The organism is Brevibacillus borstelensis (genome assembly GCF_037834415.1).
GTDB lineage: Bacteria > Bacillota > Bacilli > Brevibacillales > Brevibacillaceae > Brevibacillus > Brevibacillus borstelensis_A.
This window is the reverse complement of sequence record NZ_JAUMSJ010000048.1, coordinates 1-21,384: the sequence shown is the minus strand read 5'-3', so window position 1 is coordinate 21,384 and position 21,384 is coordinate 1. Positions and strand designations below refer to the sequence as shown.

The 21,384-nt window shown below is 54.2% G+C and carries 19 protein-coding genes and 1 riboswitch; of the genes, 4 read left to right on the top strand and 15 right to left on the bottom strand.

Features of this window, described 5'->3' with window-relative positions; translation table 11 throughout:
* Window positions 1-70: 70 nt before the first annotated feature.
* From sdhB to Q3F21_RS24560, 3 genes are read right to left on the bottom strand one after another with little or no spacing between them, the layout of a single operon-like run.
* Window positions 71-820 carry a succinate dehydrogenase iron-sulfur subunit gene (gene sdhB / locus Q3F21_RS24570; RefSeq protein ID WP_340258817.1) on the bottom strand — a complete coding sequence of 250 codons (750 nt, stop codon included), beginning with the start codon at window positions 818-820 and terminating at the stop codon, window positions 71-73.
* Window positions 821-838: 18 nt separating this feature from the next.
* Window positions 839-2,599 carry a succinate dehydrogenase flavoprotein subunit gene (sdhA, locus tag Q3F21_RS24565; RefSeq protein ID WP_340258815.1) on the bottom strand — a complete coding sequence of 587 codons (1,761 nt, stop codon included), beginning with the start codon at window positions 2,597-2,599 and terminating at the stop codon, window positions 839-841.
* A gap of 18 nt (window positions 2,600-2,617) precedes the next feature.
* Complete coding sequence (locus tag Q3F21_RS24560) at window positions 2,618-3,229, bottom strand: succinate dehydrogenase cytochrome b558 subunit (protein WP_340258813.1); 612 nt, start codon at window positions 3,227-3,229, stop codon at window positions 2,618-2,620.
* Between the two features lie 402 nt (window positions 3,230-3,631).
* On the opposite strand from Q3F21_RS24560, the gene Q3F21_RS24555 reads away from it, so the two are divergent.
* On the top strand, window positions 3,632-4,078 hold the full coding sequence (locus tag Q3F21_RS24555) for a DUF2507 domain-containing protein (RefSeq protein WP_340258811.1): 447 nt from the start codon (window positions 3,632-3,634) through the stop codon (window positions 4,076-4,078).
* A 195-nt stretch (window positions 4,079-4,273) separates the two neighbouring features.
* Here the strand turns inward: Q3F21_RS24555 and Q3F21_RS24550 are convergent, their stop codons facing one another.
* From Q3F21_RS24550 to Q3F21_RS24495, 12 genes are all read right to left on the bottom strand, one after another.
* Window positions 4,274-5,515 carry an aspartate kinase gene (locus Q3F21_RS24550; RefSeq protein ID WP_340258809.1) on the bottom strand — a complete coding sequence of 414 codons (1,242 nt, stop codon included), beginning with the start codon at window positions 5,513-5,515 and terminating at the stop codon, window positions 4,274-4,276.
* A 221-nt stretch (window positions 5,516-5,736) separates the two neighbouring features.
* Window positions 5,737-5,923, bottom strand: a riboswitch (Lysine riboswitch).
* Between the two features lie 93 nt (window positions 5,924-6,016).
* Entirely contained in the window at window positions 6,017-7,792 is a 1,776-nt protein-coding gene (gene uvrC, locus Q3F21_RS24545) for an excinuclease ABC subunit UvrC (protein ID WP_340258807.1), read from the bottom strand.
* A 33-nt stretch (window positions 7,793-7,825) separates the two neighbouring features.
* Window positions 7,826-8,092: a DUF2164 domain-containing protein gene (locus Q3F21_RS24540; protein ID WP_340258805.1), complete on the bottom strand. Its 267-nt coding sequence runs from the start codon at window positions 8,090-8,092 to the stop codon at window positions 7,826-7,828.
* Between the two features lie 327 nt (window positions 8,093-8,419).
* Window positions 8,420-8,737 carry a thioredoxin gene (gene trxA / locus Q3F21_RS24535; protein WP_003387752.1) on the bottom strand — a complete coding sequence of 106 codons (318 nt, stop codon included), beginning with the start codon at window positions 8,735-8,737 and terminating at the stop codon, window positions 8,420-8,422.
* A 217-nt stretch (window positions 8,738-8,954) separates the two neighbouring features.
* A complete protein-coding gene (locus Q3F21_RS24530) occupies window positions 8,955-9,914 on the bottom strand; it encodes an electron transfer flavoprotein subunit alpha/FixB family protein (protein WP_340258802.1) in 960 nt (319 codons plus the stop codon).
* A 20-nt stretch (window positions 9,915-9,934) separates the two neighbouring features.
* Window positions 9,935-10,702 (bottom strand): electron transfer flavoprotein subunit beta/FixA family protein, encoded by a 768-nt coding sequence (locus Q3F21_RS24525; RefSeq protein WP_340258800.1) that lies wholly within the window; start codon window positions 10,700-10,702, stop codon window positions 9,935-9,937.
* A 132-nt stretch (window positions 10,703-10,834) separates the two neighbouring features.
* The gene (locus Q3F21_RS24520) at window positions 10,835-11,608 is read right to left on the bottom strand and encodes an enoyl-CoA hydratase (protein ID WP_340258798.1); all 774 of its coding nucleotides are present in this window, start codon (window positions 11,606-11,608) and stop codon (window positions 10,835-10,837) included.
* Window positions 11,609-11,725: 117 nt separating this feature from the next.
* Window positions 11,726-12,313, bottom strand: coding sequence for a TetR/AcrR family transcriptional regulator (locus tag Q3F21_RS24515; RefSeq protein ID WP_340258796.1), 588 nt, complete (start codon window positions 12,311-12,313; stop codon window positions 11,726-11,728).
* 129 nt (window positions 12,314-12,442) lie between these two features.
* Window positions 12,443-14,143, bottom strand: a complete 1,701-nt coding sequence (locus Q3F21_RS24510) for a long-chain-fatty-acid--CoA ligase (protein ID WP_340258794.1) — start codon at window positions 14,141-14,143, stop codon at window positions 12,443-12,445.
* Between the two features lie 216 nt (window positions 14,144-14,359).
* The gene (locus Q3F21_RS24505; RefSeq protein ID WP_340258847.1) at window positions 14,360-15,352 is read right to left on the bottom strand and encodes an LCP family protein; all 993 of its coding nucleotides are present in this window, start codon (window positions 15,350-15,352) and stop codon (window positions 14,360-14,362) included.
* A 327-nt stretch (window positions 15,353-15,679) separates the two neighbouring features.
* Window positions 15,680-16,855 (bottom strand): acetyl-CoA C-acyltransferase, encoded by a 1,176-nt coding sequence (locus Q3F21_RS24500; RefSeq protein WP_340258792.1) that lies wholly within the window; start codon window positions 16,853-16,855, stop codon window positions 15,680-15,682.
* 91 nt (window positions 16,856-16,946) lie between these two features.
* Window positions 16,947-17,882 (bottom strand): 50S ribosomal protein L11 methyltransferase, encoded by a 936-nt coding sequence (locus Q3F21_RS24495; protein ID WP_340258790.1) that lies wholly within the window; start codon window positions 17,880-17,882, stop codon window positions 16,947-16,949.
* Between the two features lie 322 nt (window positions 17,883-18,204).
* On the opposite strand from Q3F21_RS24495, the gene csaB reads away from it, so the two are divergent.
* The 3 genes from csaB to Q3F21_RS24480 all read left to right on the top strand — a co-directional run bounded on the left by csaB (window position 18,205) and on the right by Q3F21_RS24480 (window position 21,307).
* Window positions 18,205-19,305: a polysaccharide pyruvyl transferase CsaB gene (csaB, locus tag Q3F21_RS24490; protein WP_340258788.1), complete on the top strand. Its 1,101-nt coding sequence runs from the start codon at window positions 18,205-18,207 to the stop codon at window positions 19,303-19,305.
* 71 nt (window positions 19,306-19,376) lie between these two features.
* Window positions 19,377-20,228, top strand: coding sequence for a class I SAM-dependent methyltransferase (locus tag Q3F21_RS24485; RefSeq protein ID WP_340258786.1), 852 nt, complete (start codon window positions 19,377-19,379; stop codon window positions 20,226-20,228).
* 191 nt (window positions 20,229-20,419) lie between these two features.
* Window positions 20,420-21,307: an AraC family transcriptional regulator gene (locus tag Q3F21_RS24480; RefSeq protein ID WP_340258783.1), complete on the top strand. Its 888-nt coding sequence runs from the start codon at window positions 20,420-20,422 to the stop codon at window positions 21,305-21,307.
* The last annotated feature ends 77 nt before the right edge of the window (window positions 21,308-21,384 follow it).

Sequence of the window (21,384 nt, the reverse complement as noted above, 5' to 3'; positions counted from 1 at the left end):
TGGTTTCCAGACAAAAAAAGCGTCCATCCACTCCGGGATGCACGCTTTTTTGCGGCTGTGCTTCTTCTTCTTAGGAGAAGAAGAAACGTTTTACAGCGTATTTCGTTGTTTCCTTGTTCATGTGAGCGATCGAAGTAGTGAGCGGAATTCCTTTCGGGCAAGCCTGCACGCAGTTTTGCGAGTTTCCGCAGTCACCGATGCCGCCGTCCTCCATCAGAGCTTCCAGACGCTCATGCTTGTTCATCGCGCCAGTCGGGTGCTGGTTGAACAGACGAACCTGCGAGATGGCGAACGGACCGATGAAGTCGGATTTTTGGTTGACGTTCGGGCACGCTTCCAGGCAAACGCCGCACGTCATGCACTTGGACAGCTCATAAGCCCATTGACGCTCTACCTCCGGCATGCGCGGACCTGGTCCCAGATCGTGGGTACCATCGATCGGAACCCACGCTTTGACGCGCTTCAGGGCGTCAAACATGCGGCTGCGGTCGATAGAGAGATCGCGCTGAACCGGGAAGGTGCTCATCGGCTCGAGACGGATCGGCTGCTCCAGCTTGTCGATCAGAGCGGAGCACGCCTGACGCGGCTTGCCGTTAATCACCATGGAACAAGCGCCGCACACTTCCTCCAAACAGTTGGACTCCCAGTTGACCGGGGAAGTCTTTTGGCCTTGCGCGTTTACAGGGTTGCGCTGAATCTCCATCAACGCACCGATCACGTTCATGTTCGGACGGTACGGGATTTTAAATTCTTCCACATACGGAGCGCTGTTAGGGCTGTCTTGACGAGTGATTTTCAGATGAATAAGCTTTTCTGCCATGATCAGTTCCCTCCCCTCTTACTTCTTCTTCTTGTCAGACGTATAGTCACGTTTACGCGGCGCAATCAGGGAAACATCCACGTCTTCGTAGTAAATTTCCGGAGCAGTCGTTTCCGGATTGTACTTGGCCATCGTTGTTTTCATGAAGTTTTCGTCGTCGCGCTCTGGGAATTCAGGCTTGTAGTGGGCGCCGCGGCTCTCGTCGCGTTTCAGCGCGCCGAGCGTGATGACGCGGGCGAGCACCAGCATGTTCCACAGGTGGCGAGTGAAGGAAGCTCCGGAGTTGCTCCATTTGTTCGTGTCGTTGATGTTGATCTTCTTGTAGCGCTCCATCAATTCCTGAATCTTTTCATCCGTTTTTTGCAGACGGTCGTTGTAGCGCACTACCGTTACGTTATCCGTCATCCACTCGCCCAGTTCCTTGTGAATGAGGTACGCGTTTTCGGTGCCGTCCATTTTGAGGATGTTGTCGTATTTCTCTTGGTTTTGCTTAGTGCAGCTGTCGAAGATCGCAGAAGACAGATCGTCGGCAGACTCATCCAAGCCGTTGATGTACTCGATCGCTTTCGGACCGGCCACCATACCGCCAAAGATTGCGGACAGAAGCGAGTTTGCACCCAGGCGGTTTGCGCCGTGCTGGGAGTAATCGCACTCACCCGCAGCGAACAGACCAGGGATGTTGGTCATTTGGTTGTAGTCTACCCACATGCCGCCCATCGAGTAGTGAACAGCCGGGAAGATTTTCATCGGAACCTTGCGCGGGTCATCCCCGACGAATTTCTCGTAGATCTCGATGATACCGCCCAGTTTTACGTCCAGCTCTTTCGGGTCTTTGTGAGACAGGTCCAAATAAACCATGTTCTCGCCGTTGATACCCAGCTTCATGTCTACGCAGACGTGGAAGATTTCGCGGGTAGCAATGTCGCGCGGAACGAGGTTTCCGTACGCCGGGTATTTTTCCTCGAGGAAATACCACGGTTTGCCGTCTTTGTATGTCCAAACGCGGCCGCCTTCACCACGAGCGGATTCGGACATCAGGCGCAGCTTGTCGTCGCCCGGAATCGCGGTCGGGTGGATTTGGATCATTTCGCCGTTCGCGTAAATGACGCCTTGCTGGTAAGCCGCAGAAGCTGCTGTACCGGTATTGATGATGGAGTTGGTGGATTTTCCGAAGATAATTCCAGGTCCACCGGTAGCCATGATTACGGCATCTGCACGGAACGAGCGAATCTCGGAGGAGCGCAGGTTTTGTGCCGTAATCCCCTTACAGGTGCCTTTCTCATCCAGCACAGCACCGAGGAAATCCCAATATTCGTACTTGGTCACAAGACCTTCCGCTTCAAAACGGCGCACTTGCTCGTCCAGAGCGTACAGAAGCTGCTGGCCGGTTGTCGCGCCCGCAAAAGCTGTACGGTGATGCTTGGTTCCCCCGAAACGGCGGAAGTCCAGAAGTCCTTCTGGTGTGCGGTTGAACATGACGCCCATCCGGTCCAGCATGTAAATGATGCCGGGAGCGGCGTCACACATCGCTTTTACAGGCGGCTGGTTTGCCAGGAAGTCTCCGCCGTAAACAGTGTCGTCAAAGTGTTCCCAAGTGGAGTCGCCTTCCCCTTTTGTATTAACGGCACCGTTAATACCGCCTTGCGCACATACGGAGTGGGATCGCTTCACCGGAACCAGGGAGAACAACTCGACGGGAACGCCTTTTTCTGCTGCTTTAATGGTAGCCATCAAGCCGGCCAAGCCACCACCGACAATGATCAGTTTACCTTTTGCCATGTATGAGTCCCCCTATCCCTATTGAATAAACGCTGCCATCGCGCTTAAGCCGACGAACGAAACGATAACGAAAATACCCATGGTTACGTAAGTGGCAATGCGCTGGGAACGCGGGCCGACAGTAATTCCCCAGTGAACGAGGAAAGACCAGATACCGTTGGAAAAGTGGAATACGGTGCTGAGAATCCCGATCGCGTAGAACACGACCATTACAGGACTGCTCAGGATATTGGCCATCATGTCATAGTTGACTTCGGCACCCATCGCTTTTGGAATGCGTGTCTCAAATACGTGCCATGCGATAAAGATGAGCGTGATAATGCCTGTCAGGCGCTGCCACAGGAACAGCTGGTTCCGGAAATGACTGAAGCTGCCGACGTTGTGTTTTGCTTGGAAAGCGATGTAGATCCCATACACAGCGTGAAACAGGATGGGAATGTAGATGAATACAAATTCCAAGACAAGCAAAAACGGAACGTGCTCAATCAATCCTACGACCTCATTGAACGCTTCCGGTCCTCGGGTTGCCTGGTAGTTCGCTGTCAGGTGGAACAAGAGAAACAGCCCAACTGGGAACAAACCGAGTAAAGAGTGAAGCCTGTGACTCAAAAAGCTATGGCCTTTCGCCATACAGTGGTCCCCCTTTCAATTATATGTCGCGTCCTTTTCATAGAGCTTTTCTCCACTATCCTAACCCATTGCCACCATGGTTACACATAATCGAAGGGTGACTTTCTCCCAGGCACGTGGCAAATTGTGTCGGAATACGGAAAAAAGTTGGGCAAAACGTTGACCAAAACCAATTGTACTCCTGTCTGTATAGAGCGTCAAGACAATGAATAGACTAATTCTATTTTTAGAATGGCCTAAAAAAATTTGCTATTTTCTATGAATCTGTCATATCTCGTTTCTCCTTCTCATACTCCTATAACAAGTATCCAATCAGACAGCATCCCCTCACAGTTTTCGGCGCAAAGCCCGTATCGCATGGGACGAGCCCCGGACAGCTGTGATCGAAAAGGAGGCACCCTGATGAAAGAACAGGAACAGCTCGAGGCGCTGCTCCCTTCCCGCGTCATTACCGACATCGAGCGCATCAACATGCCCTACCTGGGCTATCATTTATTGCGAGAGAGAATGACAAGCACTCTTTTGGGGGAAAGCGAGCAAGCCATTCTTCACTGGCTGGGAAAAGACATCGGCCGTCAAATTCCGATCCAGTCGGCTGCCGGTCTTGTCTTGCCTTTTATCCGGCTCGGGCTGGGTCAGCTGGATGTCCTGGAGGAGAGAGAGCGGCATTATCGGTACCGTCTGACGCACACGATTTTTTCATACATGCCGCCTGAGCGAATGCTTCGTTCTCTTGCCCTCGAATGCGGAATCATCGCCGGAGCCGTCAACCGTTGGCAGGGCAGGGAGGCGGAGGTGAGAATGGAGCTGGAGGAGAAGGGAAGCGTCTTGATCTCTTTGGCTGTTTGACTGCGTGGTCGTTCTCGTGCCATCGCCAAACATAAGTCCCCGGATCGCCTGCGTATTTAAATAGAAGAAACAGGAAAAAAGAATCAAATGAGTTTTCCTGCCATGAACGGTCATGGAAGAACCCCCCTCTTCGGGGAAAGGGGGGAGGAGACGCTTGTATGTTGTGCTGTTCGTTGTTCTGCTTGTTTGCTCTTCTTACCGACTGTGCACGACAGCTTCTTCGCTTACGTCCAGGCCGTAGGCCGTATGCAAGCTGCGAACGGCCAGGTCTGTGAGTTCTGCCGGAATCACGCAGGAAACCTTGATATCGGAAGTGGTGACCATTTTGATCGTGATGTCCTGTTCGGCCAAGACACGGAACATTTCGGCGGCAACCCCCGGATTGTTTACCATTCCGGCGCCGACGATCGATACCTTTGTCAGCCCCTCTTCGTAATCCACTTTTTCAAAACCGAGCTCTGCCTGATTGCCGGAGAGGGTTTCCCGCGCTTTTTGCAGGTCGCTGGCAGCCACGGTGAACGAGATGTTCGTCACTTCCGCATCGTAAGAGCTTTGGATAATAATGTCTACGTTTACCTGGTTGTCGGCCAGTGTATTGAAGAGGCGGGACAGCGTTCCCACTCGCGCAGGCATGCCCACAACCGTCAGTTTTGCCACATCTTCATCATATGCGACGCCGCTTACTACTCTTCCTGTTTCCATATTGGCAACCTCCTCTACGTACGTACCTTCTTCCGCCGTAAAGCTGGATCGGACGACGAGCCGAACTTTGTATTTTTTAGCCGCTTCCACGGAGCGGGGGTGAAGAACACCGGCCCCCAGATTGGCCAGCTCCAGCATTTCGTCATACGAGATGCTGGCCAGCTTTTGCGCGGACGGAACAACCCGCGGATCGGCCGTATACACGCCCGCTACATCCGTGAAAATCTCGCATTTATCGGCATTCAGGCTAGCCGCAAGCGCTACGGCAGACGTATCAGATCCGCCCCGTCCCAGGGTGGTAATCTCTCCTTCGGCACTGACCCCTTGAAAACCTGCCACGATAACGACGCGGCCCCGGGCGAGTTCCTTCTGAATGCGCTCGGTTTTGATCTCCGTGATCCGCGCCTTGCTGTGGAGGGATTCTGTCGTAACGCCAGCCTGCCAGCCGGTCAGCGAAATGGCGTCGTAGCCTCTCTGGTGCAGAGCCACGGAAAGCAATGCGATCGACACCTGTTCTCCTGTAGACAGGAGCATATCCATCTCGCGCTCCGACGGATATGGGGAAATTTGCTTGGCCATGTCCACCAGTACATCTGTCGACTTGCCCATCGCGGATACGACGATGACCATATCGTAACCCGCTTCTTTATATTCAATAATCCGGTCCGCTACTCGAAAAATGCGTTCAATGGTACCAACGGAGGTCCCTCCGTATTTCTGAACGATCAACCCCATGCGGCTTCTCTCCCTTTTCCTTGAATAGACGAATGTCTCTATGGATAGTCTCTGTCGAAACAAAACGATGCATGAGTGCTTTCCTATCAAAAAAGGCAACGACAAGGAAAACACCTGCCGTTGCCTAAGTAGTAGACAATATCGGTTCCTCCTTCCCTGGACCACGCAAGCCGCCAGCATAAGCATGACAGGACATTCCCCTGTCATCACACGCGGCTGACTCGTGAGATAGCTCTCCATCTGGCAATGGGGTCTTGCACAGATGACAGTCCTGTATTTGTTCAACACAGGCCCAGCACGCAGGAAGCGGGTCTTCCTTTCGTACTTCGGCGAATCCCCCTTTCCGCAACCCGTCAACGATCCCGATCTCAGGGTGGTACTCATGGTTTTCGCGCCTCTACCTCACTCCAATAAAGGGAAGTGAGGTTACATATTCTGTTTGAAAGGGATTATATCACGCAAAAGGCAACTGTTCAAATATTATTTTGAACTTTCTCCCGCTTACATCTTCCGGAGATGGGCGATAATTTCCCGGGCCAGCTTGTCGCCGATGCCCAGCTGTCTGAAATCTTCAACCGTCGCTTCCTTCATTTTTTTCAGGGAGCCAAAGTGCTGAAACAAGAGCTTGCGGCGTTTTTCACCGATGCCGGGAATGTCGTCCAGCTGGGAAGAAAGCAGCGTCTTGGTCCGTGCCTGCCGATGGAAGGTGATCGCAAATCGGTGGACTTCATCCTGCACGCGTTGGAGCAAGTAAAACTCATAGCTGTCCCGTTTCAGCTCGACCGGTTCCGGCGGGTTTCCGTAAAGAAGCTGGGCGGTCTTGTGCTTTTCATCCTTGGCAAGGCCGCATACCGGGATATACAGCCCCAGTTCATTTTCCAGCACGTCCATCGCCGCGCTGATCTGCCCTTTGCCGCCGTCGATTACGATCAGATCGGGCAGCGGCTGGTTTTCTTTCAGCAGGCGCGTGTACCGGCGGCGCACGACCTCTCGCATCGAGCCGTAGTCATCCTGTCCCTCTACGCTTTTGATTTTGAATTTCCGGTACTCCTTTTTGTCGGGGCGTCCATCCGTAAAGACGACCATCGCGGATACCGGCTCTGTTCCCTGGATGTTGGAGTTGTCGAACGCTTCGATCCGGTGCGGCGTCCCGATCCCGAGAATATGGCCCAGGTTGTGCACAGCCTGAATCGTCCGGGCATCGTCCTTGGACATGAGCGCAAATTTCTCCTGCAGGGCGATCCGCGCATTTTCGCTTGCCATCTGCACCAGTTCCCGTTTTTTGCCCCGCTTCGGGACGGATACCTTCACTCCGAGCCATTCCGCGAGCAGCTCCGGGTCGCTGTCCTCCGGCAGCAAAATCTCCCGCGGCAGCGCATTTTGCTTGTCGAAGTAAAACTGGCTGACATAGGACATGAAATCTTCCTTCTCGCCGCCGTAGTAGGGAAAGGAGGTCGTTTCCCGCTCGATCATTTTGCCCTGTCTCATGTAAAAAACCTGGACGCACATCCAGCCCTTCTCGACGGAAAATCCGATGATGTCCCGGTCAACCGTATCGCTGAAGGTGACCTTCTGCTTCTCCATGACCGCTTCGATGCTACGGATCTGATCACGATACTCCTTGGCCCGTTCGAACTCCATATTCTCCGCAGCCTGCTGCATTTTCTCCGTCAGCTGCTTTTTCATTTCCTCGTGGCCGCCGTCGAGAAAACGGGCGATCTCCTCGACCAGCCGCTGGTTTTCCGCCGACTCGACCTCGTACACACAAGGCGCGAGGCATTGTCCCAAATGGTAGTAGAGGCAAACCTGCTTGGGCATCGTTTTGCACTTGCGCAGCGGATACAGGCGGTCCAGCAGCTTTTTCACCTCGGAAGCGGCACCCGCATTGGCGTAAGGTCCAAAGTAGCGCGCCTTGTCTTTCAGCACCTTGCGCGTAATCTCCAGCCGCGGCTGCTCTTCGTTGGTGATCTTGATGTAGGGGTACGTCTTGTCGTCCATCAGTTTGACGTTGTAGCGCGGGTTGTGCTTTTTGATCAGGTTGCACTCCAGGATGAGCGCCTCGATCGCTGACGAGACGACGATGTATTCAAAGTCGGCAATCTCGCTGACCAGAAGCTGCGTCTTGCCGTCATGGCTTCCCGTAAAATAGGAGCGGACGCGGTTTTTCAGCACTTTCGCCTTGCCCACGTAAATAATTTCGTCCTCTTTGTTCTTCATCAGGTAGCAGCCTGGCTTTTCCGGCAGGACTGCCAGCTTGTCTTTCAAGGAGCTGTTCACGGCTGCTCCCTCCTCCTCATGTACTCTCTATCCTCAAAGCCCGCTTCTCCGGTGCTGGCCGAGCGGCTGCTCCAGGGTGTAAAAATCATCCTCAAGAGCGCTCATGCGTTCCAGCATGAGCTTGCGGCAATCCTCCACCGCCTGATTGTAGACCACAGGCCCCAGCGTCTTCATAAAGAAGTCAAGCATCTGTTCCGCGGCCAGATGTCCCAGCTCTTCTCCCCGCTCATCCTGAAAATACTGCTGAATCTGGCCGATGACATACTCCCTCTGCTCGCGCGGAAATTTTGTCAGTTTCACGCGATTTCCTCCTCCCTCCCGTTTGTCACACGTTTTCTTTCCAAAAAGCATGTGCAAAAAAATCATGTATGGCAACTCGGTACATCGAGGTGACTGGCTTACATATGAAATACGCACCGATCTCTCCCGCTCCCGCATCTGTGGTTAAAGCAGATCGAGGGAACATACGTTGTCCTTCCATGTTACCATGTTTTCGCTCAAAACTCGACGGAATCTCTCCCCATCGGCATGAAAAAGCCCAATGATCCATTCTCCCACGAACCTAAAAAAGCAGCACCCGCCATTGGCGAATGCTGCCCTTCAGCCTCAAAGACTGTTGTGCAAGTCTTACAGATGCTTGCCGACTGTTCCCATGAGGGCTTCCTTCGGTTGGAAGCCGATGACTTTGTCTACCGGTTGACCGTCCTTGAACACGATTAGAGTAGGGATGGACATGACGCCAAAACGGCCTGCAGACTCCGGATTGTCATCGACGTTTACTTTGACGATTTTGAGCTTGCTGCCTACTTCGCTGTCGATTTGCTCCAGCACAGGTGCGATCATTTTGCAAGGGCCGCACCAAGGAGCCCAGAAGTCAACTAGGACAGTTCCGCCTTGCTCTACTTCCTGGGAAAAGGTCTGATCGGTTGCATTCACGATAGCCATGGAATATTACCTCCTTAAATTCGGTACGGAAAAAGGTTCCACACGCCACTCAGTATACCATCCCCCGTAAAAAAAGACTACGTGCGGCGACACTTTCTGACGTGTCAAAGTATAGTTTGTCCGAAGCTCTCGCTCCCTATCGCTGTTTCAGACCCTGTTCGCAAAAACAGCCCTGCTTCTCGTGAAGCAAGGCTGCGAAGGAACATACATGGCGATGTTACACCAAAACCTTTTTGAATTCGGCGGTCAGCAGCGGAACGACCTCAAACAGGTCTCCCACGATACCGTAATCAGCCACCTGGAAAATAGGCGCTTCCGGATCTTTGTTGATCGCGACGATCACTTTGGAGTTGGACATTCCCGCCAGGTGCTGAATCGCGCCGGAAATGCCGCAGGCGATATACAGGTCTGGCGTCACCACTTTTCCTGTCTGGCCGATTTGCATGGAGTAATCGCAGTATTCGGCATCGCAGGCCCCGCGGGAAGCGCCTACCGCTGCGCCCAGCACGTCCGCCAGCTCATTGAGCGGCTGGAAACCTTCTGCGCTCTTCACGCCGCGGCCGCCGGAAACAATGATCTTTGCTTCCGAGAGGTCTACCTTGCCGCTCGTTTTGCGAACAACGTCGCGCACGATGGAACGAAGGTCCTTGATCTCGGCTTCAAACGGTACGACAGTCGCCGTTTTGCCTGTGTCGGCAGCACCGGCGGCAATATTGTTCGGGCGAATCGTGACCATGATCTTTCCGTCTGCAAAACGGCGCTTTTGAAACGCCTTCCCTGCGTAAATCGGACGGACGAAAACCGGACCCGCTTCCAGGGCGGTAACGTCCGAAACAAGCCCCAGGCCAAGGCGGGCGGCTACGCGAGGAGCCACGTCGCGGCCGATCGCCGTATGTCCGAGGACCACCGCGTCCGGACCTACAAACTCGATCAGTTGTTTTAACGCCTGGCTGTAGGCGTCTGGCGTATATTGTCCAAGGTCGGCGTGGTCAGCCACATAAACCGTTCCCGCTCCGTGGTGACCCAATACCGCTGCATGCGAAGCCGTATTCGGCCCGAGCAGCGCCGCGACCACTTCTCCGCCCTCCGCAAGCGTCCCTGCTGCAGCGAGTGCTTCCAGAGAGACATTGCGCAATTGTCCGTCACGTACTTCAGCTACTACCAGTACTTTTTTCATCCGAAATCTCTCCCTCTCGCTTAGATTACTTTCGCTTCATTTCGCAGCAATTGCACCAATTCGGACACTTGTGCCGGGATCTCGCCCGCCAGGATGCGCCCTGCTTCCTTTTTCGGCGGCAGTACCTGATCGACGACCTGCGTCTTGGGAGCAACATCTGCGGCAGTCAGGCCAAGATCGTCGGCAGACAGGCGCTCCAACGGCTTTTTCTTTGCCTTCATGATGCCTGGGAGAGAAGGATAGCGAGGTTCGTTCAGTCCTTGCTGCGCCGTAATCAGTACCGGCAAGCTTGTTTCCACCACTTCTGTATCCCCTTCGACATCGCGCTCTACGCGAACGGAGGTGCCATTGATCTCCAGCTTGACCGCCGTGGACACATGATTGATGCCCAGCTCCTCCGCGAGACGAGGACCGCCTTGTCCGGCACCCGAGTCGACCGCCATTTGTCCGCCGAGGATCAGGTCATAGCCGGTTTTCCGCGCTACAGCGGCCAATGCCTTTGCTGTCGTGTACTCGTCGCCGAACAGCGATTCGTCATCCACCAAAATGGCTTTGTCAGCCCCCATCGCCAATGCCGTGCGGAGTTCTTTTTCCACGCGGTCCGGACCGATCGAGACGACGGTCACTTCGCCGCCGTGCTCTTCCTTCAGCTTGATCGCCTCTTCGATGGCGTACTCATCGTAAGGATTGATGATAAACTCCACCCCGTCATCCTGGATTTTGCCGTCTTGAATCACGATTTTTTCCTCGGTATCAAACGTTTGCTTCATGACAACCAGAATATTCACAAGAATACCTCCCTCATAGTGACGCTGCCGCCTCCCGCATGCATCTGTGACCAGCGGCGAGCTGAGCTGCATCCTGGTGCCCCTCGAAAAGCCCGGGCGACGAATACCTTTACCGTGTCTGTTATTTGGCTTCTAGCGATCGGCGAATTGCGGCTTGCGCTTTTCCAGAAAAGCCGCAACGCCCTCTTTTATGTCCTCCGTGCCAAAGGCTTGGCCAAACAGCTTTGCCTCCCGGTCCAAGCCGGCAGCAAACCCGTCAGTTGCACCCGCGTGAATGGCATGCAAGGCGAGTCTCATCGTGACAGCGCTCTTCTGGGCGATGACCGCAGCCAACTCCTTTGCTTTCGCCAGCAGCTGGTCGAGCGGGTACACCTCCTCTACCAAGCCGATCCGCAGCGCCTCCTCGCCGCCGATCATCTCCGAGGCGAGAATCATCTGTGTCGCTTTTCCGCGTCCTACCAGACGGGGCAGTCGTTGGGTGCCGCCGTAGCCCGGGATGAGCCCGAGGTTCAACTCCGGCAGACCCAGCTTCGCTTCCGGCGCAGCCAGCCTGATGTGGCAAGCCATCGCCAGCTCAAGACCTCCGCCGAGGCAGGCTCCGTTGATGGCCGCGATGACCGGCTTAGGGAAGCTCTCCAGACGGTCAAACAGCTTCTGTCCCCGCCTCGCCATTTCTTCCGCGTCTGCCGGCGAAAGCTCGGTAAACTCTTTAATGTCCGCGCCGGCAATAAAGAAGCGGCCTTCCCCGGTCACCACAATCGCCTTTACGAGCGCGTCATTTTCCAGTTCATCCAGGAGCCCTTCCAATTCCTTCAACGTCTCGTGGCTGAGAGCGTTGGCCGGCGGACGATTCACGGAAAGGACCGCGATCCGGTCTTCCTTATGAACATTCCAATGAGAATACATCCTTCTCTCCCCCTCTTCCTTTTCCCAAAACTGAAGGGTACTGCCATCTGAGCGAACGCTCAGTCTTGCTATTCCCATTGTAACAAACGGACTGGCTCAACAAAAGCGTTTTCTTTCTCATTTGCCCTTCATGCCAAATTGGAAGAGGTTATGAATGGGATCGACATGAGAAAGCAGGTCGTACTTGCATTGTTTCATGACCCAGGACGTCGTCACTTCATCCAGCGTGCCAAAAATCATTTTTCGAGCCAGCCGAACATCGATATCGGAACGGAACACGCCCTTTTCGATGCCTTCCCTGATCAACTCTTCGATCAGGTTGAAATACTGCTTCATGACCGCGCCGATGCCTTCGCTGATTTCCTGATTGGATTGGCGCAATTCGATCTGCGTCACTTTTGCCAAATCCTGGTCACGCGACAGCTGGCTCAGGTGAGCGTGAACAAGGATGTACAATTTTTGTTCGATGGATTCTGCCTGTGCCAGGCGTCCTCGGCCTTCCTCGATAAAAGCGCCCATCTTCTCGTTGAAGAGCGAGATGAGGATGTCATCCTTGTTCTCAAAGTAGAGGTAGATCGTTCCGTCCGCTACCTTCGCCTCTTTTGCAATTCTGGATACCTGGGCGTTGTGATAGCCCTGCCGAGCGATGACGCGGACAGCCGCATCAATGATGGCTTGATACTTTTCCCCCGTTTTTTTCGCCATGATTCCCTCCACATTGATAGACAAGTCATTGAAACTGAATGACTATTCATTCATAAATAGTGTATGACACATCCCCATTTCTGTCAATCCAAAAGAAATGGCCTTCCTTCCTGGAAGACCGCCAATTTGTCAGCTTGTTTTTTCCTGTTCTTTCCTCTCCTGCCGCCCTCTGTCCTCTTCCTGGAGCTGGCGGCGCAGAACCTTGCCGACGATCGTTTTTGGCAGCTCGGGACGCACTTCGTATTGCCTCGGTATTTTATAGGCGGCCAGGCGCTGGCGGCAATGCTGCTCCAGCTCGCTTTCGGCTACCTCCTGTCCTTCTTTGAATACGACAAATGCCTTCACCGTCTCCCCGCGGTAAGGATCGGGCACTCCGATGACGGCCGCTTCCTGTATCGCCGGGTGCTCAAACAGCACTTCCTCCACCTCGCGCGGATAAATGTTGAACCCTCCGGCGATGATCATGTCTTTTTTCCGGTCGACAATATAAAAATAGCCCTCTTCATCCATATACGCCATATCGCCTGTCAACAGCCAGCCTTCGCGCAGGACAGCCGCCGTTTCTTCCGGCCTGTTCCAGTAGCCTGCCATGACTTGCGGGCCTTTGACAGCCAGCTCGCCGATTTCTCCCTGCGGCAGTTCCTCTCCCGTAGCCGGGTCGAGAATCCGGCAGTCCGTGTCAGGCCACGGCAGGCCGATGCTGCCGTTCATCCTTTTTCCCCAGATCGGATTGGAATGGGTGACAGGCGATGCCTCCGTCAACCCGTATCCTTCGACCAGCTTTCCTCCGGTGAGCTCTTCGAACCGGGTCTGGACCTCTACCGGCAAGGCCGCGGAACCGCTGACACATGCCTCGATCGACTTCAGATCGTATTTGGGCAAGTCCGGGTGATTGATCAATCCGATATACATCGTCGGGGCGCCGGGAAAAAGGGTCGGCTTCTTCCTGTCGATCAGTCCGAGGATCTCCTTGACGTTGAATTTCGGCACGAGAATCAGCTCCGCCGCGATTGAAATCCCTTGGTTCATCACGGTTGTCATCCCGTACACGTGGAACAGGGGGAGGGCTCCCAGAATCCGCTCTTTTCCCCGTTTCGTTTTATACAGCACAGCCTGGCACTGAACTGTATTGGCAATCAGATTTTTATGGGTCAGCATAACTCCTTTGGCCACCCCGGTCGTTCCCCCGGTGTACTGCAGCAAAGCCAGATCATGCTCCGGGTCGATATCAGGTGCGACAGGCGTGGCAGCGCTTTCTTTCAATACAGAAAGAAAAGCCTCAACATCGCTCCCATAGGTGACTTGCGGATTGTGGCCTTGTTTTTTCTGTACGAATGGGTATATCCATTTTTTCAATGTAGGTAAAAAGTCGCCAATACTCGTAATAATCAGACGTTTCAGTGGCGTGGAAGGTCTAACGCCGAGGACGCGCTTGTACAATAGGTCCAATGCAATGATCGTCTCGGCGCCTGAATCATGCAGCTGGTGAATCAGCTCCCGCTCCGTGTACAGCGGATTGGTCATGACGACAGTGGCCCCCGCAAACAACGCGCCGTAATAGGAAATGACGGCTTGCGGGCAATTGGGAAGCATGATGGCCACTCTGTCCCCTTTTTTTACGCCCCGCTTGATCAAGGCGTTGGCGAACTGATAGGACATCGTCAGCAGCTCACGGTAGGTGATCCGTTTTCCCATAAAAAAAAGGGCGTTTCTCTCGGGAAACTCTGCTGCCGCCTGCTCCAGAAAATACGTCAGCGGAACACGGGGGTATTCCAGTGACGGTGCGGTTTCGGGCGGGTAACTTGCAATCCAAGGCTTGGCAATAGACATGGGCATTCCCTCCAGTCCCATATTGACCTTACCTCTCCCGTGCGATCCACATTCATAACCTCTTCCACCTCCATTCTATTCGAAAGATAAGTAATTTTCCAACAAAAATTACAAAAGCCGTCCATATTCTCAAAGAAAATAGCAAGAGATGTATCCTCCGTGCTGATCAGATACATCTCCTCTCTTCATTTTCCCCAAGGCTTTCCCGACAGTACTTTAAGGAGCGAGCTCGGAGAGTATTGCCTGCTTGGCCCGCTGCCGCTCCTGTTTGGGAACAAGGTGGTACCAGCCCAGCACGCCGTTGTGCCAGATCCGCTCGTCGGAGCCTGTCAGCGTATCCGACTGGATCGCATTGGGCGTGGTGTCGCTGTATGAGAGCAGCAGGGACGCGATCTCTTTCTCCGTCAGATCGGTTTTGACATGCTCGCCGAGTATTTCCATCAGGGTAAACGCCTTGGCAAATGCCTCCGCCGACGTCCCTTTCTCCGCCAATGCCTGGACAAGCTCCTGCTGCCTGGCGATGCGCTCGTAGTCGCTGTCCTCTTTGCCCAAATCGTTTTTGCGGTAGCGCGCGTAATCCAAGGCCTGATCGCCGTTTAATGTCTGCAGGCCGGGCGTGAGGTCGATATGGGTATCATCGCTCGGATCGGTATACTTCATCCGCTTTTTCACCTGGATCGGCACCCCGCCGAGCTCGTCCACCACTTTGCGGAAGCCGTCAAAGTCGATGGTCACGTAACGGTCGATCCTGACGTCGAGGAACTTTTCCAAGGACTGCACGACCAGCTTGGGACCTCCATATGCCATGGCATGGTTCAGCTTGTCGTGGCCTTTTCCCGGGAGCTCCATGTAGCTGTCCCGCGGGATGGACAATAGATAGACGCGCTGCTTTTCAGGGTGGATGGCAGCCAGCATCATCGTATCCGACCGTGCCCGTTCGCCGTCCCGGCTGTCGATCCCCATCACGAGCAAAAGAAAAGGCTTCAGCGGTTTCGTCCCGGCAAGCAATTCAAGGGGGGCGGCAGCGGAAGCGGGCCGTTCGACGGTCACTCCCGGTTTTGCTTCCAGTGGCGCATACCACCCTTTGGCCATTTGCCTGAACTGGTAAGCACTGTACCCGATCGAAGCAACCAGCAGTACAGCTAAGCCGAAAACCGTATAGCGGAGCAGCTTCTTCCCGTGCTTTTGAAAGAAGGAAAAGAACATCATCGCATGCGTACCCCCTTTGACGTATCCACAGCGGTCAGCAGGCGTGCCTTGGCAAATGGAAATCACTGCAGCCATGGCCGCCGATTCATGGAAAGCATCTTTTGATTGTTAAAATAAATTGCGGCAAGCGCTGAAATTGCCAGCCGACATTGCCAGCCGGGATGAATGATGGCGCCAGCAGACTGTCGTGTACGAAAAAACCCCATCTTCGCGGCGCTTGGATGGGGTCTTGCTTTCCATTTTTAACAGGGGATGCGGCTTTTAAACCTGCAGCAACCGCATTTTCCCAATTTCAAAAGGTCAGGAATGACTCTTCTTGTCCAGCAGTCAAGCTCGTTCCACAATCATTGCCATGCCCATGCCGCCGCCGACGCACAGCGTAGCCAATCCGTATCTGGCCCCTCTGCGCTTCATCTCGTGAAGAAGCGTGACAACAATCCGGCAGCCTGTGGAACCGACCGGGTGACCGAGGGAAATGCCGCTGCCGTTTACGTTTGTGACGGCACGGGGCAGCTCCAGAAGCTTTTCCACCGCCAAATACTGGGCTGCAAACGCTTCGTTCACCTCGATCAGGTCGATGTCGGCCAGCGTCAGGCCCGCTTTCGCCAGCGCTTTTTTCACCGCCGGGACGGGGCCGTATCCCATCAGATCCGGCTCTACACCGGCCCATGCGTAGGAAACGATGCGGCCGAGGGGCGCAAGTCCACATTCGTTTGCCTTGCGCCCGCTCATCAGGATCACTGCGGAAGCGCCGTCGTTCAAGCCCGAGGCATTCCCCGCTGTCACCGTCCCGTTTTCGCGGAAGCCCGGCTTTAGCTTGGCCAGACCCTCTCTCGTCACATCCCGTCTTGGATGTTCATCCGTTTCCACCAGCTGGGTTTCCCCGCGTTTTTTTACCGCAACGGGAATAATCTCCTCCTGAAAACGACCTTCGTCGATGGCGCGGATGGCGTTCTGTTGGCTTCTCAGCGCGATTTCGTCCTGCTCTTCCCGCGTGATGCCATAGCGGTCGACCAGTCGTTCGGCTGTCTCGCCCATCAGGATGCCGTGATGCGGGTCCGTCAGCAGCTCCCACATGGAGTCTGTCATCTCTCCGTGGGTCAGCCGCTTGCCCCAACGGGCGTTCTTCAGCACGTACGGAGCGTTGCTCATGCTCTCCACTCCGCCTGCGATGACTATGTCCGTCTCGCCGAGCATGATTTGAGCCGACCCGCTGGCGATGGCCTGCATCCCTGAAGCGCACTGGCGCTGCACCGTAAATCCGGTCACTTCTTTGCCAAGTCCCGCATCCAGGGCAGCTACGCGGGCGATGTTGGCCTCATCCGAACGCTGGATGCAATTGCCGAGGATGACTTCATTGATCTGTGCCGGGTCGATGTTCGCCCTGTCGATGACACCTCTGATAACAGTCTCAGCCAATTTGCGAGCGCTTACATCTTTTAGCGCGCCGCCAAACGCACCGATAGGTGTACGCCCGGCAGCCACAATGACTACTTGATCCATCCGACCTCTCCTCCTTTGCCGATGGCATTTGCTCTGGCCTTCTCCCTCATTTTGACACAGACCTGTTACACGCGTGAACGTGGTTTTATCGTCAGGTGGCTCTCTGGTTGATTTTCTCCATCATCACCGTCACCCACTCATCGCTGGTCGATTCCTCCACGCATCGGAAGCCGGCCTGCTCATAGGCGGCGATCACCTTCTCCCTGTTCCATTCCACGATCCCGGAGAGGATCACATGTCCGCCTGTCGCAAGATGCTTGTCCACTACGGGCAATATGGAAACGTCCTCGTCCCCGCCGATATTCAGCAAGATCAGATCCACCTCATCCGGCAGCTCCGCTTCGACTCCGGGGTCAACGATATCACCGATTACAATTGTTACATCCTCTTCTTGCAATTGATTGTTGGCGGCATTGACGCGAATCTGATAATTGCTCTGCTGATTGATGTCCACAGCCCAAACCGGCTTGGCGGCTCCGTTTTTCACGCAAAACAGGGAGAGGATGCCCGAGCCTGCACCGATGTCCAGCACCCGTTTTCCCGCGGGAGACCACTTCTGCAGCATTCTGAGGATATCCTGGGTCGTCCCGTGATAGCCTGTTCCAAAAGCCGCCCCGGGATCAATCCAAAGCACGTTTTCCGCTGTCAGCACCTCTTCGTTCGTATTCCAGGACGGCGCGATCCACCACTCTCCGACACGCACCTCGCGAAACTCATCCTTCCACGAATCGTTTTCCTCGGCGACCTGCTCCACATGCTGGAGCCGTACAGCATCTCCCCAGCGGCTGATATAGGCGCGCAGCCGCTCCACTAGCCTGTCCTCGCTGTCCCCGATCGGTTCAAACAAATAGACGATCACCGGGCCATCGGCGTTTTCCGCGTAGTCATACCCGTTTTCCGTGGTCAGGACTTCGATTTGCGGCTCGACCCAGCCCAGCGTATACGAGCTTTCCAACACCTCCCCGACGAACAAATCTTCCATTTCTCTGTCTACCAAAAGCGTGTACTTGTTCCATGTCAGTTCCATGATTTTTCAAGCTTGCTCCTTCCTCGTATTTCGGCCCCGCTTGTCTCTTCAAATAGCCAGAAACGGTAGTTTAATGATATGATACAATAATGGACTCATTTCCACTCTGGAGGTATTCAGATGTTTGATGAATTTTTCTACCGTCGCCGCAAAAACAAAGCGATGCTTGTGTTGATGATAGGCTTGATTATTCTAGGGGTTGGCCTGTTTGCGATGGGTTTTCTGTATATCTTCTAAGGCCGCTTTACTTCCCCTTGTTTACTCGATTATACTTGAGAATGTGTTTTTCCTGTACGTTTGATATAGAAAGAAGGTTCACACCATGTCGCGTATACTCATCTCCGGGTATTACGGTTTCAACAATGCCGGAGACGATGTAGTCCTGTACGGCATCATCAGCGCGCTCAGGCGGGAACAACCGAATATATCGCTGGCCGTGTTGTCCAATCAGCCGGATCGGACAACCTCCCTGTTTGGGATCCCGGCGTACAACCGCTGGAGCCTGCCTGTCATCATGCGCGAATTGATGAAAAGCGACATGCTGGTGATGGGCGGCGGAACCCTGATGCAGGACGTAACGAGTCCCCGCAGCGTTCTCTATTATCTGGGCATCGTGACGATCGCCAAGATGCTAGGCAAGCCGGTTGTTTTTTACGCCCAAGGGTTTGGCCCAATCTTGAAGAGAATAAGCCGCACCCTGATCAAACGAGTAGTGAATCACGTAGACGTGATTACGGTTCGCGACTACGAGTCAGGCGACGACTTCAAAGCCTGCGGGGTGACCAAAGCTCCGATATACGTGACGGCCGATCCAGCCATGACGATCTCGCCGAGCGATGTATCCGACGAGCGGGGACGAGAACTGCTTTCCGGTTTGTTTTCCGATCTGACCAAGCCGCTGGTCGCCGTCTCCGTTCGCGATTGGAAGCAGGAGCAAGCGTTCAAGCAGGCAATCGCCCGGGCTTCCGACATGTTCGTCGAAAAAGGATGGAACGTGCTGTTTTTGCCCATGCATTTTCCCAGCGATCTTGCTCCTTCGCGCGAGATTATCGGCATGATGCAAAGCTCTGGGGCACAGCTTCTGGACGAGTCTGTCACCTTTCACGATATCATGTCCGTGCTGAAACAATGTGACTATGTCGTCGGCATGCGCCTGCACTCACTCATTCTGGCCTGCATGCTGCAAACGCCGTTTACCGGCATTTCCTATGACCCGAAAATCGACCGTTTTGTGGAACGCGCAGGCATGCCGAGCGCCGGACATATTACCCAGCTGGACGAATCCAGCCTTTTGTCCCTGCTGAAGGAGCGCATCTCCCGGCTGGACCGGGAACGGGAAATGATCAGGGAGCATTCTCTGATTCTCGCCCGGGAAGCCTCCAAAAGCAGCGAACTGGTGCTCAAAGCGTTGCAACGTTCATAACGATTCGGGCCCTGCCGGGACTTTCAGTCTTTGCGGGGCTCTTTTCCGAATGTACGAAAGGAGGACTTTCCATGTCCCTATCCTCTCAGCTGCTGCTTTCACTGAATAAGTTATTTCCCCTTCCCGTCCATCCGTTCAATCTCGCCAATTACGGACAGATGAGCTACACCGAATGGCAGTTTCAAAAAGGAGAGCAGACGATTCAGTTTTTTCTCGACTACCACACACAGGATCAGATGTTCCAGGGCAAGACCGTATTGGACATCGGCTGCGGCGGCGGCGGAAAGACCTGCTATTACGGCACCTTTGGACCGAAAGAGATGATCGGCATCGATATCGTGCCCCACTATGCGGAGGAAGGAAATGCGTTTGCCCGCGAAAAAGGACTGGCTGACCGCGTCCGCTTCATGACAGCCGACTCTGCCGAGCTGCCCTTTGCCGACAACACCTTTGACACGATTATCATGAACGACGCGATGGAGCATGTCGACCGGCCCGAGCTCACGCTGGAGGAGTGCTTCCGCGTGCTCAAGCCCGGAGGCCATCTCTACATCAATTTTCCGCCCTACTACCATCCCTATGGCGCGCATTTGTCCGATGCGATCGGCATTCCATGGGTGCACGCGTTTTTCTCCGAGCAGGCGTTAATCGACGCGTACAAGCAGCTGGTGCGCGATTTGCCGGACGGCAAAGACCGGATCTCTTTCCGCTTTGGCAAAAAACCGGATGGCAGCGATACGATCGCCTACATCAACCAGATGACGATCAAGCGCTTCCGTCGAATCCAGCAAGGCATCCTGCACCCTGCCGTCTACCAGCGCGAGGTGCCGCTGCGGGACATCACCGCAGGTTTGGCAAAAATGCCGTTCTTCCGGGAGTTTTTCGTCAAGATGGTCGTCTGCGTGTACAAAAAGCAGGGATAGCCTCCGCGCTTGGAGGAATTGCCCAAATAGAGGATTTGATCGGCACGCGCGAGAAATGTTCTCGCGTTCTTTTTTTGTCCGGGCTGGGCCATCGCAAAGAAAAACAGCGCAGCCTGCAAACTTGTGCACGAATTGTCGGATGGGTCCATCCCGCTTTTGCTATGCTCTGATCAGATGGGAGGTCATGAAAGATGGATTGGCTTGAAAAAATGAATGGAGCTATGGATTACATCGAGGAAAATCTGGCAAGCGAGATCGATTTGGCCGAGGTCGCCAGGCTGGCTTGCTGCTCCCAGTATCATTTTACAAGAATGTTCGCGTTTATCGCAGGCGTTACGCTGTCGGAATACATCCGGCGAAGACGCCTTACGCTGGCTGCTTTCGAGCTTGCCGACCGCGATGTTAGGATCATCGATGTGGCGGTCAAATACAGATACAGCTCGGCGGACTCTTTTGCCCGAGCTTTTCAAAGCTTGCACGGCGTCACGCCGTCAGAAGCCAGAAGCAGCGGCCCTTCGCTCAAGGCTTATCCTCCGATGACCTTCCATATTTCGATCAAAGGAGGAAGCAGCATGAACTATCGCATCGTAGAAAAAGAGGCATTTCGCATAGTCGGATTCACGAAAAGGGTTCCGTTGATTTATGAGGGGGTGAATCCGGAAATTGCCTCCATGTGGGAGGCTCTGGATGAAAGCACGATCCACCTGCTGAAGCAGCTTTCAAATGTCGAGCCGAAGGGCCTGATTAGCGCATCGACGAATTTTTCCGAAGGGCGGCAGGAGTACGGGGAGCTTGATCATTACATCGGCGCGGCAACGACGATGGACTGTCCGGACCACCTGGCCCGGCTTGAGGTACCTGCCTCCACATGGGCTGTATTCGAATCTGTCGGACCGTTTCCAGGCACCCTGCAAAACATCTGGGGCCGCATCTATACCGAATGGTTTCCGTCCGCAAGCTATGAACTGGCAGAGGGGCCGGAAATGCTGTGGAATGAGCATAAGGACGTCTCTTCTCCCACGTTTAAAAGCGAAATATGGATTCCTGTCGTCAAAAAGAAGGCTGATTCGAACGGATAAGCAGGGAACAGTCCAGTCGGTCAAAGCGAATGAAGCGGCTCGATCTGTCGAGGGAAGCCTCGGCCGCATACAGCAAA